At 72.2% G+C, this 17,100-nt stretch carries 11 protein-coding genes; 7 read left to right on the forward strand and 4 right to left on the reverse strand.

The annotated features are described in order from the left end of the window. Nucleotides 1-167 precede the first annotated feature (167 nt). Nucleotides 168-1,451: a heterodisulfide reductase-related iron-sulfur binding cluster gene (locus tag ABGB05_RS31995; RefSeq protein ID WP_347657728.1), complete on the forward strand. Its 1,284-nt coding sequence runs from the start codon at nucleotides 168-170 to the stop codon at nucleotides 1,449-1,451. A 54-nt stretch (nucleotides 1,452-1,505) separates the two neighbouring features. Here ABGB05_RS31995 and ABGB05_RS32000 read toward each other — a convergent pair whose 3' ends face one another. Together ABGB05_RS32000 and ABGB05_RS32005 are read right to left on the reverse strand one after the other, a co-directional pair. Continuing rightward, nucleotides 1,506-2,159, reverse strand: coding sequence for a pyridoxamine 5'-phosphate oxidase family protein (locus ABGB05_RS32000; protein ID WP_347657683.1), 654 nt, complete (start codon nucleotides 2,157-2,159; stop codon nucleotides 1,506-1,508). A 164-nt stretch (nucleotides 2,160-2,323) separates the two neighbouring features. Next, nucleotides 2,324-3,832: an Nramp family divalent metal transporter gene (locus ABGB05_RS32005; protein WP_347657684.1), complete on the reverse strand. Its 1,509-nt coding sequence runs from the start codon at nucleotides 3,830-3,832 to the stop codon at nucleotides 2,324-2,326. 151 nt (nucleotides 3,833-3,983) lie between these two features. Between ABGB05_RS32005 and ABGB05_RS32010 the strand changes: the two genes are divergently transcribed. After that, nucleotides 3,984-4,715 (forward strand): SDR family oxidoreductase, encoded by a 732-nt coding sequence (locus tag ABGB05_RS32010; protein WP_347657685.1) that lies wholly within the window; start codon nucleotides 3,984-3,986, stop codon nucleotides 4,713-4,715. Between the two features lie 218 nt (nucleotides 4,716-4,933). Continuing rightward, nucleotides 4,934-7,378 carry a hypothetical protein gene (locus ABGB05_RS32015; RefSeq protein WP_347657686.1) on the forward strand — a complete coding sequence of 815 codons (2,445 nt, stop codon included), beginning with the start codon at nucleotides 4,934-4,936 and terminating at the stop codon, nucleotides 7,376-7,378. Between the two features lie 36 nt (nucleotides 7,379-7,414). Here the strand turns inward: ABGB05_RS32015 and ABGB05_RS32020 are convergent, their stop codons facing one another. Then, complete coding sequence (locus ABGB05_RS32020) at nucleotides 7,415-8,878, reverse strand: serine/threonine-protein kinase (protein WP_347657687.1); 1,464 nt, start codon at nucleotides 8,876-8,878, stop codon at nucleotides 7,415-7,417. Nucleotides 8,879-8,924: 46 nt separating this feature from the next. Further along, nucleotides 8,925-10,994 carry an N-6 DNA methylase gene (locus tag ABGB05_RS32025; RefSeq protein ID WP_347657688.1) on the reverse strand — a complete coding sequence of 690 codons (2,070 nt, stop codon included), beginning with the start codon at nucleotides 10,992-10,994 and terminating at the stop codon, nucleotides 8,925-8,927. Nucleotides 10,995-11,248: 254 nt separating this feature from the next. Between ABGB05_RS32025 and ABGB05_RS32030 the strand changes: the two genes are divergently transcribed. The 4 genes from ABGB05_RS32030 to ABGB05_RS32045 all read left to right on the forward strand — a co-directional run bounded on the left by ABGB05_RS32030 (nucleotide 11,249) and on the right by ABGB05_RS32045 (nucleotide 17,016). Beyond that, entirely contained in the window at nucleotides 11,249-11,821 is a 573-nt protein-coding gene (locus ABGB05_RS32030) for a DUF4352 domain-containing protein (RefSeq protein ID WP_347657689.1), read from the forward strand. Between the two features lie 83 nt (nucleotides 11,822-11,904). After that, entirely contained in the window at nucleotides 11,905-12,753 is an 849-nt protein-coding gene (locus ABGB05_RS32035) for an RNase H family protein (RefSeq protein WP_347657690.1), read from the forward strand. 81 nt (nucleotides 12,754-12,834) lie between these two features. After that, entirely contained in the window at nucleotides 12,835-13,782 is a 948-nt protein-coding gene (locus ABGB05_RS32040) for a DUF559 domain-containing protein (RefSeq protein WP_347657691.1), read from the forward strand. Between the two features lie 183 nt (nucleotides 13,783-13,965). Beyond that, nucleotides 13,966-17,016 (forward strand): tetratricopeptide repeat protein, encoded by a 3,051-nt coding sequence (locus ABGB05_RS32045; protein WP_347657692.1) that lies wholly within the window; start codon nucleotides 13,966-13,968, stop codon nucleotides 17,014-17,016. Nucleotides 17,017-17,100: the final 84 nt, after the last annotated feature.

A 17,100-nucleotide genomic window follows, 5' to 3' on the forward strand; every position in this document is an offset into this window, starting at 1 on the left:
CGGGTCACCCGGCCCCACCCCCCGACCAGGGCGAGCCGGGGACGGAACAGGCGGCGTCGCCTCCCGACCAGGGCGAGCCGGACGCGGAACCGCCGGCCCCGCCGGACCGGGGTGAGCCGGCGTTCGACGGGCACCGGCCGCCGCCGGCCGAGGTGGTGGCCGACTGTGTGCACTGTGGATTCTGCCTGCCCAGCTGCCCCACGTACCTGCTCTGGGGCGAGGAGATGGACTCGCCCCGAGGCCGGATCCACCTGATCAAGCAGGGGCTGGAGGGTGAACCGCTGTCCGAGACGATGGTCGGGCACTTCGACCGCTGCCTGGGCTGCATGGCCTGCGTGACCGCCTGCCCGTCCGGGGTCCGGTACGACACCCTGATCGAGCGGACCCGCCAGCAGGTGGAACGCCGACACGTTCGGTCACCCCGGGAACGGGCGCTGCGGGCAGCGATCTTCGCGCTGTTCCCGTACCCGAGGCGGTTGCGGCTGCTGCGCGGGCCGCTGTGGGCGTACCAGGCGAGCGGGCTGCGTAACCTGGTCGACCGGACCGGACTGCTCCGCCGGCTCGCCCCGACCCTGGCCACCCTGGAGTCGCTGGCGCCCCGGCTGACCCGGGCGCCCCGGCCACCGAGGCGGGTCCCGGCGTACGGGCCGAGGCGGGCGGCGGTGGGCATGCTCACCGGTTGTGTGCAGAGCGCGTTCTTTCCCGGGGTGAACTCGGCGACCGCCCGGGTACTGGCCGCAGAGGGCTGCGAGGTCGTGATCAACCCCGAGCGGCAGGGCTGCTGCGGCGCGTTGAGCCTCCACAATGGCCGGGAGGAGGAGGCCCGTCGGTTCGCCCGGGACCTGATCGACGCGTTCGCCGCCGAGCGGCTCGACTACTTTGTGGTCAACGCGGCCGGCTGCGGCTCGGCCCTGAAGGAGTACGGCGACCTGCTCGCCGACGACCCGGCGTACGCCGAGCGGGCCGCCGCCTTCGCCGCCCGGGTCCGGGACCTCTCCGAACTGCTGGTCGAGCTGGGCCCGGTGGCGACGCGGCATCCGCTGCCGGTCAGCGTCGCCTACCACGACGCCTGCCACCTCGGGCACGCCCAGGGGATCCGCTCCCAGCCCCGGGAGCTGCTGCGGGCCATTCCCGAGCTCGAGCTGCGGGAGATCGCCGACCCGGAACTGTGCTGCGGCTCGGCGGGGGTGTGGAACGTACTCAATCCGGAGCCGGCGGCTCGGCTCGGCGAGCGGAAGGCCCGGGACGTGCTGGCCACCGGGGCGAGCCTGCTGGTGACCGCGAACCCGGGCTGTCTGATGCAGATCGCCGCCGCGCTGCCCCGGGCCGCCGACGCATCGGGCCCCCGGAGTACGTCGCCGCGCGGCGACCGGGGAATGGCGCTGGCGCACACCGCGCAGGTGCTGGACGCCTCGATCCGGCGCCTGCCCGTCACCCGCCTGCTGGACTGAGCCCGCCGGAGCGCCGCCGGGGGGCGCGGTCCGCGCTCCCCGGGCGGGCGCGGGTCAGCTCTGGTAGAGCTTGCTGAGGTACTGCGCGCCGTAGTAGGTCTCCAGCTCCTCCAGCGACTCCGGGATCTCCTGCACCCGCTTGACGAGCTGCGCGTGCGACGGCAGGACCTCGGGGTGCCAGGTCTCCGGCTTCCACAGCTCGGAGCGGAGGAACGCCTTGGCGCAGTGGAAGAAGATCTGCTCGATCTCGACGACCAGCGCCAGCACCGGCCGGTGTCCCTTGACCACCAACTGGTCGAAGAACGGGGCGTCGGAGACGAGCCGGGCCCGCCCGTTGATCCGCAGGGTGTCGTTGCGCCCGGGGATGAAGTAGATCAACCCGACGTGCGGGTTGGCGAGGATGTTCAGGTAGCCGTCCGCGCGCCGGTTGCCGGGCCGCTCCGGCACGGCGATCGTGGTGTCGTCGAGCACCAGGGTGAAGCCGGGCGGGTCCCCCTTCGGCGAGACGTCGCAACTGCCGTCCGCACCGGAGGTCGCGACCAGGCAGAACGGCGAGTTGGCCAGCCATTCGCGGTCGATCTCGTGCAGTCGTACGCGTTCCTTGGTCACCGCCCGGGGCATCGGCTCGCCGAGCAGCTCCCGCAGCTCGGTCGGTGACGTGATCTCGACCAGTTCCGTTCCGGACGTGGCCTCCACCAGCTCGGTCATCTCGTTCCTCCCCGTCCTCCGCCTGTCTGGGGCCAAACCTACGCCTCGCCCGCCAGCAGGGGTATCGACTTCGTGCCGGGATTGAACCGACAGCGTCCGGCGCCCCGGGCGTCGGAAACGGGCCCTTCCTGTCGTTTCTTCAGGAAAGGCCCGTTCCCGACTTCTCAGAAGGTGATCAGCGGGTCACCGACGAAGTCGGCGATGAAGTTGACGAAGAAGAAGCCGAAGAAGAGCACGTTGGCGATCAGCAGTACGTGGTGCCAGGGGCGGGGCCGGGCCGGTCGGGGCAGCCGGCGGTTGAGGTAGATCAACAGGAAGGGGTAGATCAGCGCGCCGAGGTTGGACATGTTCGCCGACCACTGGACGAGGTTGACCGGCACCGCCAGGTGCAGCACCACCGCGATGATCACGAGCAGGACCAGCATGAACGGGTAGTAGAACTTGCGCGGGTCACCTTCCAGCAGCCGGCGCAGCCGGGGACTGGTCGCGTGCGCGGCGTCGGTGCTGACCCGCACCATGCCCTCGAAGATGCCGAGCTGCGTGCTGAACAGCACCAGTACGCCGATCAGCAGCATGCCGTAGAACATCAGCGGCCCGTAGTCGGGTTCGAGGGCGGTGGCGACGAACGTCGGTACGTCGGCGGCGGTCGGCGTCGTACCGGAGACCTGCACGGCGTGCGCCATCAGGATGGTCGGGAGCAGCATGCCGAGCATCGCCCCGACGAAGAAGATGCCCCACATGTCGGTGAGCAGCAGCCGGTACCAGCGCCGCCAACGGGCCGCGTTGACCGGGGTGTCGGGAAAGGTGACGCCGGTGGCGAGCAGTTCCCGCCGCTCGCCCCGCAGCCCGGAGAGGTAGCCGGTCCGGTGCCCCATGCCGTAGCCCTTGTCCCGGTAGTGGCCCATCACGTACCAGTTGAGGCCGGAGGCGAGGGCGGTGAAGCCGGCGAGTCCGCCGAGTTGGGTGGCGGTGATGCCGTCCGGCGGGGCGGCCGGGGTGACGAAGCCCCGGATCCCCTCCCACCAGATGTCCCACGGCACCACCAGGATCGCGACGACCAGGAGCACCACCAGGATGCTGCCGACCATCACCCAGTTGGCGAGTTCGAGGGCCCGGCTGATCCGTTTCGCCCCGGCGGCGATCAGGAAGACCAGCACCAGCAGGGCGATCGCCCAGAGCCGGGGTTCCTCGGCGCCGGCCGGGGCGACCTCGCCGTGGATCAACGCGTACACGCCCTGGCCGGCCGAGGCCGCCCAGCCCCCGGCGATGAACGCGAAGATGACGAGGAAGACCGAGGCCGGGACCCAGAGCAGGACGCCGGGCGGCACCCGACCCCAGCCGACCACCGGGGCCTCGCCGGTGGCCATCACGTACCGCGAGCACTCGATGTTGTAGAAGGTCTGCAGTACGGCCGAGACCAGGATGACCCAGCCGACGCCGACAAAACCGAACTGGCCGACGGCCTGCGGCCCGAGCAGCCACTCGCCGCTGCCGACCGAGATGCCGAGCGCGATCAGGCTGGGCCCGAGGGCGTACATGAACAGCTCGCGCGGTCCGAGGCGACGGACCTTGAAGACCTCCTCGGGTTCGGGGAGATCGGCGACGGCGAGCGGGGGACGACTGGTGCCGAGCGGGTGGGATGGGAGATCCGGAGCCTGGGTGACTTCCGCCATGTGACGCCTCCTTGTGGGAGATCCCCCCGGACATCAATGGTCATCCACACGTAACCGTCAGGCAATAATCGACGGCCATCTCAATCGGTTGTTTCCGATCCGATCCGGCTGGTATCCAGTGGACGGAGCAGGTTTCGATCGGGGAGGCGCCGTGGGCGTACTGGACGGCAAGGGTGCGATCGTCACCGGCGGATCCCGGGGAATCGGCCGCGCCGTCGTGGCCCGGCTGGTCGCCGACGGCGCCACCGTCGTCTTCAGCTACCGGGAGAATGAGACGGCGGCCCGGGAGGTCGCCGAGCGGTCCGCCGGCCGTGCCATTCCGGTACGGGCCGACGTCGGCCTCGACGCCGACGTGGACGCGCTCTTCGTGACCGCCGAGGACCATCTCGACGGGCTCGACATCCTGGTCAACAACGCGGCGGTCGTCCGGACCGCGATGATCGCGGACGTCTCCGACCAGGAGTACGACCGGACGATGGCGGTCAACGTCCGGGGTGTCTTCCGGGCCCTGCGGCACGCCACCGGTCGGATGCGCGACGGCGGACGGATCGTCAACATCTCCACCGCCAACACCGTGCTGGCCTTCCCCGGCATCTCGCTCTACGCGGCCAGCAAGGCGGCGGTCGAGCAGTTCACCCGGGTGGCCGCGAAGGAACTCGGCCCCCGGGGGATCACCGTCAACACCGTCTCCCCCGGCGCCACCGACACCGACATGCTGCGCGGCGCGAACAGCGCCGAGGTGCTCGAGCTGATGCGGTCGTGGAGTCCGCTGGGCCGGCTCGGCGAGCCGGCCGACGTCGCCGACGTGGTGGCGTTCCTGGTGGGGCCGGACGGACGGTGGATGACCGGGCAGAACCTGCGGGCGACCGGCGGCCTGGCCTGAGCCTGTCCGCCCCCGTTGGGATGAATTCCCTGGTCATCGCGGCGTCCGTCGGGCCGGGTGTCGGGGTTGCGACAGCGGGTCGGGGCGGCACGGGGCACCGTGGGACGGACCGACCCCGACCCGTTCGGGTGTCCGGGCGCCCGCCGGGGCCACGCCGGCGGGCGTACGGGCACCGGCTGCCGCGTGCGGATCCTCCGTTCCGATCCAGGTGGGGCCTCATGCCGCTGCAGCGTCACAGCACGTCCCCGGTGCCGCGCCCGTCCGGGCTCGTCCCGCCGGTCCCCGACCTCGGCGGGGTCACCGAACTCCGGCTGCACGGGGTCGGCGGCACCACACCGGAGAACCTGCTCGGCGACCTGGCACCGCAGCAGGTCGCCGGGGACCGGATCGCCGGCTTCTACCGGACGGCGGACGTGGCCGGCCGGCACGTCGAGGCGTACTCCTGGGGTGGGTTGACCTCACGCAGCGGCGCCCGGGTGCTGTGGCTGCTGCTCTTCCCGTTCGCGCTGGCGAACGTGGCCGGCTGGATGTGCAGCCCGGGCACCCACGCCAGCCCGGTCCGGTTCTGGCTGCACCGGGCGGCGGTCCGCTGGGCCGCCGTCGGGCTCACCCTCAACCTGCTGCTGATCGTCGCGCTGACCGGGATGGAACTGCTCGGCTACCAGTGTGGTGGGCAGGCCGCCTGCGCCGACGACACCTGGCCGGTACGGCTGCTGCACGCCACTCCGCTGGCCGGTTTTCCCGGGCGGCGGATCCTGGCCGGTACGGTCCTGCCGCTCGCGGTACTCGCCCTGCTGGCGATCCTGGCGCTGCGCACCGTACGCCGGTACGAGGCGGTCAACCCCCGGCCGCCGGTCGCCGGGGACCAGGCGACCGAGTCTGTGCCCGGGCGGCCCGGCCGACGGTCGGAGACCGCGACCCGGTGCGGGGTGGGCCTGGCCGACCCGCGCTTCTGGGACGGCCAGCGCAGCACCCTCGACCTGGGATTCCTGCACCTCGCCGCCGGGCTGGCCCTCGTCGCGGTCACCCTGGCGCACACCGTACGCCAGACCGGGCGGCTGGCCGGCGCACCGGCCGCGGCCCCGGTGGTCGGCTGGGTCGCACTGCTGCTCGGCGGGCTGGTCCTGCTCGGCGCCCTGGTCCTCGTCGCGGTGGAGCACCGGCCGGCGGCAGCACCCGGCCTGCTGCTCGGGCTCGGCGGTGCGGCGGTCTGCGCGGCCGGCTGGTTCGCGACCGTGCAACCCGGGTACGACCAGCCGTTCGGTTACCTGCCCGGGATGCGTACCGTGGCCGACCTGACCCTCGGCGGGGTGTTCCTCACCGTGCTGCTGGTGCTGGCGGCCGTGATCCCGGGCGGCTGGGTACGCGGCACCTTCGTGATCTTCGGCCCGTTCGTGGCGTTCACGCTCAGCGTCTTCGCGCTCAACGTGGTCCTGGTCAGCATGATGACCCGGGTCGCCGCGCTGACCGCCGAGGTGTCGACCCGGGCGTACCTGCCGGACGGCCCGACCGGTCGGGTCGAGCTGTACGTCTATCCCGTGGTCGGCAAACTGGTGCACTACCTGACCCTGGTCCCGTTGGCGCTGATCCTGATCTTCGTCTGCTACGAGTTGGTCAGCTACGTACGGGCCGGCCTCGATCCGGTGGCCCGGGCCCGGATCGTCGCCTGGTACCGGGGTCAGCGGCCCCGGCCGGAGACCGAACCGGACTGGCAGCGCGACGCGATCGACGACGCCCGCCGCGACCGCCCCCGTCCCGGTACGAGGTCGCCCGCCCGGCCGGTCGTCCTGGCGCGGATCCCGTTGAACCGGATCCGGTTCCGTCGTGCCGGGATCGGCCAGGGCTGGGCGGCCGGGATCGCCCGGGCCCGCCGGTTCGCCCGGATGCCCCGGGACCTCGACAAGCTGCTCACCGCAATGGCGACGGTCGGGGCGGCCCTGCTCGCCGTGGTGCTGATCCGCTACTGGATCCACGACAAACTGCCCTGGGGCACCCAGTGGACGATCACCATCGGCAGCTGGCTGGCCTCCTGCATCCCGCTGCTGCTCATCGTCGTACTCCGGCGGAGCTGGCGGGACCTGCACAGCCGGCGCCGGATCGGGGTGCTCTGGGACGTCCTCACCTTCTGGCCGCGGGCGTACCACCCGCTGGCGCCGCCGTCGTACGCCGAACGGGCCGTACCCGAACTGCAGCAGCGGCTGTGGCGACTGCACGACAGCGGCGGACGGGTGGTCGTCGCCGCACACAGCCAGGGCACCGTGCTCGCCGCCGCCGCCCTGCTACAACCCGACAACCGGCCGCCGGACGACCGGGTCGCCCTGGTCACCTTCGGCTCCCCGCTGACCCCCCTGTACGGCTGGGCCTTCCCGGCGTACTTCAACGAGTCGGTGCTGCGCCGGCTCGGCCCGACCGGCGACGACGCCGACTCCCCGGTGTACGCCTGGCGCAACTTCCACTACCGGACCGACTACATCGGCGGCCCGGTCTTCCCGCAGGGGCACCCGGCCGCGATCGACATGGAACTACCCGACCCGCCCACCAGCTGGTACGTCCACGGCCAACCGGCGCCCGCGCCGACCCGGCACTCCGGCTACTGGGTCGACCCGGCGGTCTGGCGTACCGTCGACGACCTCGCCGACCACCTCACCAGAACCCGGGCGTGAGGAGGCGTCCCTTCCCGGTCCGGGGTGAAGAGCAGGTCACCGTTGCGCGGCGCTCGGTCGCAGCAGTCTGATCTGTCGGCGGAGTTCGACGACCCGCTCGTGGTCGTCGCCGAACTCGGCGCGTTCGTCGCGCAGCAGCTCGTCCAGTTGCCGCAGCGCAAGACTGGTCTGCCCGGTCAGGGCATGGCAGGCGGCCTCCTGGCGTCGGCAGTCGAGAGCCCGCTCGACCGGGACGCCGGGGCGTTGGGCGAGGTCGGCGGCGAGCCGCTGGTAGGCGGGAGCCGCCCGGCGGTAGTCGCCGCCGTTGAACAGCACCTCGGCGAGCTGCAGCCGGACGCTGAGCACGTCGTCGTCGAGCGGGCCGAGGGCCCGGCTCGCCGGTTCCACCACTGCGGCGAGTACGTCGGCCGCCTGCCGGTGCCGGGACTGTTCGACGAGTCGCCTGGCCTCGCTGCGGGCCTGGTCGAGGTCACCGCGACCGATCGGAGTTCCAGCGTTCCCGGCGCGGTTGTCCCTCGCGGCCGGTCTGTCGTCCCGGCCCTCCTCCGACGGCGGTCCGGCAGATGCCGGGGCCGGGGCGAGGACCCGACCGAGTACGTCGGCGTACATCCGGAGCGGGCTGGACCGGGCCGACCGGTCGACCACGCCCGGCAGCGGACCAAGATCGGCGGCGAAGGGCAGCAGCCGTTCGTAGACGACGTCGGCGTTTGCCGGCCGCTGTGCGGGGTCTCGCCGCAGCAGGTCGCGCAGCAGGTCGACCAGTGGGGCGGGGATGTCGGCCCGGGACATCCGGAACGGTCGACTCCATCCGTCGAGCTGGCCGCGGATCACCGCGTACGGGGTGGCGCCGGGGAAGAGCAGCTCGCCGGTCAGCATCTCGTACAGGGTGCAGCCCAACGCGTAGAGGTCTGTCCGGTGATCGCTCTGCGCGGCCTCGATCTGTTCAGGGGCCATGTAGGGCAGGGTCCCGACGCTCTCGCCGCTCTGGGTTATCCGCGAGAAGTCGGAGAGGTCCAGGGCGACCGCGAGCCCGAAGTCGAGCACCTTGACGCCGCCGTCGGGTTCGAGCATCAGGTTGTTCGGCTTGAGGTCACGGTGGACGAGTGACGCCCGGTGCGCGACGGAGAGCACCGCGCAGGTCTGGGCGGTGATCGCGGCGGCCCAGCCGAGCGGAAGCGGGCCGCCCGTCTCCGCGATCACGTCGGCGACGGTCGCCCCACGCACCCGCTGCATGACGAGGAACGACCGTCCCTCGTGGACGCCGAAGTCGTACACCGCCGGCACGCCGGGGTGGACGAGCCGGGCGGTGATCCGGGCCTCGCGCTCGAACCGTCGGACCAGGTCGTCGCTGCCGGCGTCGCTGCGCGGACGGATGAACTTGACCGCGACCTCGCGGCCGAGCGTGATGTCCCGGCCGCCCCACACCTCACCCATGCCACCCTTGCCGATCGGGAACTCGTCGAGTTCGTATCGGTCGTTGATGACCGTCCGGTCGGACACGGCTCCTCCAGCACGCTGTGGTCGGGGTCGTTGCGTGGCTAGTCGGTCAGTCGGCAGGTGGTGGCTGCACGCTCCCGTCAGCCAAACCGTTGAAGCTCAGGCGAGTCAGGGTGTCCGCGAGCGCCGTCGTTTCCCGCATGACGTCGGAAAAGACGGTCAGCTGCCGGAACGCCTCGCCGTACCGCTGCTGTTCGGCCAGCGGCAGTCGCGGGACGGGGGTACGGCGGACGTCCGTTCGGGCCAGCACGGACGAGGTACGGCTGCTGGCCGCCTGTTGCTGTGCCGCGCGGAGGAACCCGGCGAGGAAGTACGGATCCATCCGCTCGGGGTCGACCCGGAACAGGAAAAGCTGTGGACCGAGGACGGCACCCGCCGCGGTGACCACCCGTGCCACCGGTTCCCGCAATCCGGCCGGTACGACCACATCTCCCGCCTCGACCGTCACCAGCCCGGGCACGTCGACGGTCCGACCGGACGGCGGCTGACCGGCGAGCACGTCCTGCGCGGTGAGCACGGGAAGCTCACCCTCGTCGATCCGTGTCTTCAACGGAGCCTGGTGGAGGGTGACGATCCCCGCCTTGACGAGTTCAGCCACCGTCGTCGTGCTCCGCGTCGGCGCCCGGTCGCAGGTGCTCAGCTCGGGCAGTCGCTCCGGCAACGCCGCCAGGGCGGAGAGCAGCTTCGCCCGTACCGGCTGGAGTTTCCCGGCCTGCGCGTCCCGACCGGCGGCGTGCAGGTGGCGGGCCGGGCTGACGTCCACCTCGTCGTCGAGCAGGTCGATCACTCGTACCGCCGTGCTCGACGGCGGCAGGTCCCCGGCCGTGCCGTCGCCGGTGCTGCCGGCGCCGGCCGCTTCGGCGGCGAGGAACGCCCGCCACGCCGGGCCGGCCACGGAGAGGTCCGCCACCGCGTCGACCAGCAGGATCCGCGACGGTGCCGGGTCCGTGTCCGCCGGTCGGCGGAGCACCCACAGGTCCGGCGGCACCGGGCCGGTGGCGGCGCTGGGCAGGCTGATGACGGCCCGCAGTGCGCCGGTCCGGAGCAGGTTGGCCCGGATGCGCCGCCCGGCGCGCCGGTTTGCCACGCTCGCCGGCATGGTCAGCAGCACCCAGCCGCCGGGTTTGACCCGGGCCAGGCAGTGCTGTGTCCAGGCGAGTTCCGGCTCGCCGCGCGGCGGCAGCCCGTACGCCCAGCGGGGGTCGCTGACCAGGTCGTCGTATCCCCAGGAGCGTTCGTTGAACGGCGGATCGCAGAGTACGACGTCGGCAAGTTCGTCGGCGAAGGCGTCGGCGCGCAACGAGTCGGCGGCGACGACGCGTACGGCACTGTCGTGCAGCAGCAGCCGGGCGGCGGCGAGGCGGGCGGAGACGGAGTCGAGTTCCTGCCCACCGAGCCGGGTCGCCCCTGCGTCGTGTGCCGCGATCAGCAGGGTGCCGATCCCGCAGGCCGGGTCGAGCACCACGCTCCCGCGTACGTCGGCCAGCTCGACCATCAGTTCGGCGAGTTGGGTCGAGGTGACCGCGGCGTGCCGGCGGGCGTGGACCTGGAGGTAGCGGTTGCAGAGGAACTCGAGAAGCTCCCGGCCCGGCTGTGTCCCGTCGGTCTGGGCGGACCCGTCGGTCTGGGCGGACTCCGCTGCCTCGGCGACGTGGCGGACGACGCCGACCCACCCGGTGTCGAGCCGGGTGACCGGCGTGCCGGGGACGTCCGGGAGGACCGAGGCCATCATCTCGGGCAGTCGCTCGGCGAGCGTCTCGTCGGGCTCGGTCGACAGCCGCTTCCAGCACGCCGGCTCCCGGCGCAGGAAGACCAGGAACGCGCCGAGGGTGCCGACCAGCTCGCCGAGCGCCAGGTCGTCGACCGCCCCCCGGACCTGTTGCCAGACCCGGTCCCCGGGCAGCAACCTGAACTGCTTGCCGTGTCGGGTCAGCCACGCCTCGACCTCGGCCAGGGAATAGAGCGGGCTGGCGGAGCTGCCGCCGACGGGCTCCGGGAAGTCGGTGAACCGGCGGCGCCAGTTGCTGACCGCGGCCCGTCCGACGTCGGCGAGACGGGCGATGTCGTGTGCGGCGACGGTCGCTCCGGTGTCGCCGCTCATCGTCGTCTCACTGGGCATGGTGTTCTCTCCCTACCGTCCGCCCCAGACTCGGTCAGGTTGGTGCTCGGCGCCAGCGGCGTCCGTGGGTCGGCCAGGGTACGGCCGGGCGACGTGGTGCGCCACCGCTGACCGCGCACCGCGAAACGATACGCGCCCCAGTGACGCGAGTCGAGTCTCCAAAAATTTCTGTGTCGCGAGTTCACAAACAAAACTGTTGACCGGATTCACAGTAGATGGTTTCCTTGACGCCGACATCAGATCAGGGAGGAACCATGCGGAAGATCGGCCTGTTCGGCCTGGTACTCGCGGCGGCACTCGCGTTCGGCTGCGGCGCGGGCGCCACCGACCAGGACAACGCCGGAGGCGGAGACGGCGGCTCAGGGGCGGTGAGCGACTCCGGCGACACGAAGGACACCAAGGGCGGCGACGACAAGGGCGAGGACAAGACCGCGAAGGTCGGTGACCCGGCCCGGGACGGCAAGTTCGAGTTCACCGTCCAGCGCGTGAAGTGCGGTGTGCACAAGGTCGGCACCGACCTGCTCGGCACCACCGCCCAGGGACAGTTCTGCCTGGTCACCGTCAAGGTCAAGAACATCGCCAAGGAGCCGCAGTCGTTCTCCGACAGCTACCAGAAGGCGTACGCCGCCGACGGCACCGAGTACACCAGCGACTCGGAGGCCGCCATCTACGCCAACAAGGACGCCGCCACGCTCTTCAACGAGATCAACCCCGGCAACGGGATCACCGGCGTACTCGTCTTCGACATCCCCGAAAAGGCCAAGCTCGCCAAGCTCGAGCTGCACGACTCGATGTTCTCCGGCGGTGTCACCGTCCAGCTCAGCTGACCCGCCGCCATCCGTAGTCACGACGGAGGCCGGCCGGCGAACCCGCGTCGGCCTCCCGCTCCCTTCCCCCAACAGGAGTCGCCGTGCGCCCGGACCAGTTCACCAGATCCCTGCCCCTGCTTCCCCCGCCCGTGGCGGAACGCGCCCACGCGCTACGCCGCCACCTCTCCAGCCGCCACTGTGACCAGTGCCAGCAGGTCGCCGACGCACTGAAGCTCGCGATCATCGCCGCCCGCTACGACGATGTCGCCGCGGCCACCCGGCTCGTCGAGACGGCGGAGCGGCTCGCCGCCGGGCACGACACCCCGCGGGCCGGATCGTGCGCGCTGCCGCCGACCTGGCCGGCCACCTCCGGCGTACGCGGTCAGGTCAGCCGCTGGCTCCGCCACGACGGCCCGCTGGTCGCCGCGACCGACGCGAGTTGGAAGGACCGGACCGCCGGCATCGGGTACGTGGTCAGCGACGGCCGCTTCGGGCTGCGGGGCCGGACCAGCGACCGGCTCGACCCGACCGGTCCGTCCCGGGTGCTGATCAACGAGCTCCGGGCGGTGGAGTTCCTGCTCGCCGACCCCACGCTCGGCGCCGAACCGGTGACCGTCCTGGTCGACAGCACCGGCGCCCTCTCCTACCTGCAGCTGTGGCGCGGCGGCGAGACCGGCACCATGCCCACCGGCTACAACCTGCGACCCCGGGCCCGGGGTGGCCGGCCCACCCTGGTCCGGCTCGCCCAACGGGTCGCCGACCTGCCGCAGGTCACCTTCGAGCACGTCCGGGGCCACACCGGCCACCTGCTCAACGAGGCCGCCGACGCCCTCTCCGCGATGGCCCGGCGGCGGCTACGGGAACGGTTCGACCACCGCGCCCGGGCCCGTGACCTGGTGGACGCCTTCCTGACCCAGTGGCACACCGCCAACTCCCCGTCACCCCGCTGACCGGGCGACTCAAGGGGCGTTTGCGGAAGCCCGCCCCCTCGCCCCTCCTCCGGCGTGCGGCGGGTTGACACAGTGTTCGAGGTGACGACACCCGCCGATGCCCGCCCTCTGCCCGCCGACAACGCGGACGAGCTGGCCTGGCTGCTGTTCCGGCAGGACAACGTGATCGCCTGGCGGCAGGCCCGGGACTTCCTCACCCCGGCCGCCATCCGGCACCGGGTCTTCTCCGGACGCTGGCGTCGGGTCCACCCCCGGACGTACGTCACGCACAGCGGTCCGATCGGCCCGGAACAACGGCTCTGGATCGCGGTACTGTCCGCCGGTCCGGGCGCGCTGCTCGCCGGTCCGACCGCCCTGGACGGGTACGGTCTGCGGCGCTACCGCACCACCGGCGTCCACGTGCTGGTGGCGACCGAGCGGCAACCGAGGAACATCCCGCCGTGGGTGGTGGTCCACCGGACGAGCGTGCTGCCGCAGACCGACGTACACGAGATGGCGGCGCCGCCACGGACCATGCCGGCACGCTCCGTCGTCGACGCCGCGAGTTGGGCCGACAGCGACGACCGGGCGGTCGCCATCGTGGCCGCCGCGTTCCAGCGTCGCCTGGTGAGTCTCGCCGAGATCGAGGCGGTTCTGGACCATCTGCCCAGGGCCCGGCGGCGCGGCTTGATCGCCACGGCAGCGCAGGACGCCGCCGGCGGCTCCCACTCCCTCGCCGAACTGGACTACCTGCGACTCAACCGGCGGTACGGCCTGCCCGAGCCGAGCCGGCAGACGGTCCGCCGGGATCCGGACGGGAAGCGTCGTTACCTGGACATCTACTACCAGCGGTGGGGCGTGCACGTGGAGATCGACGGTAGTCAGCATCTCGACGTCGGGCAGCAGTGGGCGGACATGAAACGCCAGAACGAGATCTGGATCAGCGGTGACCGGGTGCTGCGGTTTCCGGCGTACCTGGTCCGGCGTCGCCCGGACGAGGTCTTCGGGCAGGTACGCGCCGCACTGGTCGCCGCCGGCTGGCGGCCGTGACCCTGATCGAACATGGATCTTGGTATTCCAGCGTTGCCAGAGCAACGCCGGAATACCAAGATCCAGAGAAGACAGGAGAGCAGATTTTCGCGTTCGGCGTCGCTCGCGTTATCACGATCATAGGCTTGACCTGCGGTTTTCCCATTTTCCGGGGCGAACCGAGCCGACCGATCGGTGGTCGAGATGCCACACCGCGCCAAACGAACGTGCCACGGAATCCAGCGGTCCGAACAGTGGGAGCAGCCGACACCCCGGCGGATCGGCCGGGAATCCCGCGCGGCCCCCGCCGTGCTGCCGCTGCCACGTCCCGGCCGCGCCGCGATTATCAAGATCCTCACAACGGTCGCCCTGCTCGCCGCGCTGTGCTGGGCCGGGCAGGCCCACCTGCGCCCGAACCGGCCCGACTCCTGGCTGCTCACCCCGCTGGACGGGCTGGCCATCGCGGTCGGCGGCGACGGGCCGCACCCGGCCCGGCAACGGCTCGGCCTGCTGATCCTCACCCTGATCTGCTTCGCCGCCTGGCGACACCACCGCCGGGTCCGGCTCGCCTACCATCCCGGGCCGGTCGACGTACACGAGTTCACCGACGCGACGGCGGACCGCAGCGCACCCGTCGACGACCTGAAGAGCCAGTTCTGCCAGCGACTCTCCGAGACGCACATCTATCCCCCGTACGCCGGACCGGCCGACCCGCCGCCGGAGAGTTTCCTCGACGTGGCCAGCGGCGTCGACCCGAAGACCACCAACCCGCTCGCCATGCTGCTGCAGATGCTGCCCCGACTCTGGCCGAAGGTCGGCTACCGGGTCACCGGGGTACTGCAGAAACGCACCCAGGAACCGTGTTACGGCGTCTCCGTCACGGTCACCTCGTTCCTCGGTGGCGGTCGGAGCGCGATGACCACCCAGTGGGGCGGCACCTGGGAGGAGGCGACCCGGCGGACCGCGTACTGGGTGCTGGCCACGATCCTGCCGGTGACCCGGCTGGGCCGGGCGGCGCCGTGGCGGAACTGGTGCGGCCGGGAGATGCCGACCGCCCTCTTCGCCGCCTACAACAAGGGCAAGGAGTTGCAGGACCGACGGCAGTTCGACGAGGCGCTCTGGTACTACGCGGAGGCGCTCAAGCTCGACCCGTTCAACGCCGACCTGCGGGTGATGGTGGCGAGCGTGCAGGAGGAGATGGGGCTCTTCCTGGACGCCCTCGACACGTACCAGTCGGCGCTGGTCCTGCGCGAACAGGGCGGCTGGTACGACGACCACGTCTGGACCACCCGCACCGACCGGCTCCGCCACCCGCGCCGGCACATCCTCGGCACCCTGCGCTACCTGCGCCGCCGGCCCGACTCGATCAAGCTCCGCTACCAGTACGCCTGCACCCTCGCCTACACCGAGCGGACGGTGCACCAGTGGTTCAAGTCCGACGGCGTCGGCGACCGGGAGAAGGTACGCCGGCAGATCCGCCAGCGTCTGGAGAAGGCGTTCGTCGACCGGTACTGGCCGGTGGCGGTGACCTTCGCCGAGGCGCCCGGCGAGGCGGCGGCGAAGGAGTGGCTGCGCCGGGTGCTGCGGGAGTTCCCGGTGGCGGCCACGGTGGTGTTCCAGATCGCCGCCGCGCAGGAGCTGTACCGGCTCCGCGAGGACGCGGTGCTGGCCTGGTTCGTCCGGGCCACCCGCTCCGAGGCGACCCACTCCGCCCTGCTGCTGCTCCGGGATGTCTGGGCCCCGTTGCGGCTGGCGAAGGCGTGGCACGACTGGGCCGAGGCCGGCTGGCCGCCGGTTGGTCGGGAGCCGACCGGGCCGTTCGACGACGGCGGCTGTCTCGCCGACTGGTGGCGGCGCGGGCCACGACGGCGGGCCGGCATCCTGATGCGGGAGTGGCCCTCCGGCGGCGTACTGCTGGACCGGGCGATCCGCCGGGCCCAGCGGGGGCGGTGGCCGGCCCGTCCGCTCCGGTCGTTCGACTTCTACAACGCGGCCTGCACCTACGGCTTCGCCCTCAAGGGTTACTTCCCGGACCCGGACCGGGCTCCGGCACCACCGGTCTCCGCCGCCGGTCGGGCACTCGGGCTCGGCCGTCGGCTGATCTCCGACGCGCTGCCGCTGCCCCATCCACCCCGTTGGCCGCGTCGACCGTCGGCACCGCCGGCCGACCCGGGCACCGGCGGTGGCGGCTGGTGGGCCCGGGCCGCCACGACGGTGGACGGCCGGGCCGGATCGGACGGCAGCCGGGCCGGACCGGCCGCGCCGGCCAGCGGCGGCCGCGCTGGTACCGGTGCGGCCGTTGGCGGTACGCCGGTGACCGGTGCCGGCGCGGGCAGCGGCCCCGGCGGCACCGGCGCGGGCAGTGGCTTCGGAGCGGTCACCGGTGACCCGGCCGGGGGCGGGAACCCGCATCCGCTGCCGCCGCCGGTCGCGCCCCTGGTCGCAAAGGCGGTCGAGCAGTTGCGCGCCGCGCTGGCCTGCACCGAGAGCGGGGTGGCCGCCGACCGGCTGCGGCGGTGGATCCTGAGCAGCGAACCGGACCTGGCACCACTGCGCCGGCTGCAGGACTTCGGCTACTTCGAGGAGGAGGTCTATCCCAGTCTGCGGGTCGTCCTCCCCCGCCCGGACAAGCCGATCAACATCCGGATGTCGGCGTACGCCAAGCAGCTGATCTGCCAGGGCGCCGTGCTGCTCGAACAGACCTGGCACGACCGCGCCCTGCCACCGCAGACCGCCGACCCGCACCTGCTGATCCGCTGGCTCGACCTGGACGCCGAAACCTGGGACACGCTCTGCCGGATCGCCCTGGACCACGCCCGCTACTGGCGCGACCGGGCGGAGTTCATCCGGCTGCTCCGCCGGGCGGTCGACCCGATCCGGATCGCCGAGGCCCGGTTCCCACCCCAGATCCCGCGTTTCGACGACCTGGTGCTCTCCGGCGCGGACCGGCTGGTCGGCGACGGCACCCGCGCCGAGGAGAACGTCGAACAGGTGGCCCGGTCCAATATCGCGCTGGTCGACCGCAAACTCAACGCGATCCACCAGGCCGTCGCCGAGCAGGCCGGGGACGGCAGTCTGCGGGCCCGGCGGCGGCTGTCCGGAATGGACTACCGGGGTGAGCCGCTGCGCGGCGACGAGACACAGCAGATCTGCACCCGGCAGGCGGGACGGTGGCACCAGGTCGCCGAACGGATGCGGGAGACCGGTCCGGCGGTGGACGTCAACGGCCTGGACCCGGTACGCCTGCGCGAGTGAGCGCCGGGCAGCACCGCCCCGGACCACCGTCGGCGCCGCAGACCACCGACCGGGTCGCCGCCGCAGCAGGCCACAGACCAGGTC

The sequence above is a fragment of the Plantactinospora sp. B5E13 genome (assembly GCF_039871775.1).
In the GTDB taxonomy this organism is placed as follows: Bacteria; Actinomycetota; Actinomycetes; order Mycobacteriales; family Micromonosporaceae; genus Plantactinospora.

What these genes read in the sequence shown, in the direction of transcription:
- ABGB05_RS32000 (WP_347657683.1), bottom strand. Translation starts at nt 2,159, where the DNA reads ATGACCGAGCTGGTGGAGGCCACGTCCGGAACGGAACTGGTCGAGATC.
- ABGB05_RS32005 (WP_347657684.1), bottom strand. Translation starts at nt 3,832, where the DNA reads ATGGCGGAAGTCACCCAGGCTCCGGATCTCCCATCCCACCCGCTCGGC.
- ABGB05_RS32015 (WP_347657686.1), top strand. Translation starts at nt 4,934, where the DNA reads ATGCCGCTGCAGCGTCACAGCACGTCCCCGGTGCCGCGCCCGTCCGGG.
- ABGB05_RS32025 (WP_347657688.1), bottom strand. Translation starts at nt 10,994, where the DNA reads ATGCCCAGTGAGACGACGATGAGCGGCGACACCGGAGCGACCGTCGCC.
- ABGB05_RS32030 (WP_347657689.1), top strand. Translation starts at nt 11,249, where the DNA reads ATGCGGAAGATCGGCCTGTTCGGCCTGGTACTCGCGGCGGCACTCGCG.
- ABGB05_RS32045 (WP_347657692.1), top strand. Translation starts at nt 13,966, where the DNA reads ATGCCACACCGCGCCAAACGAACGTGCCACGGAATCCAGCGGTCCGAA.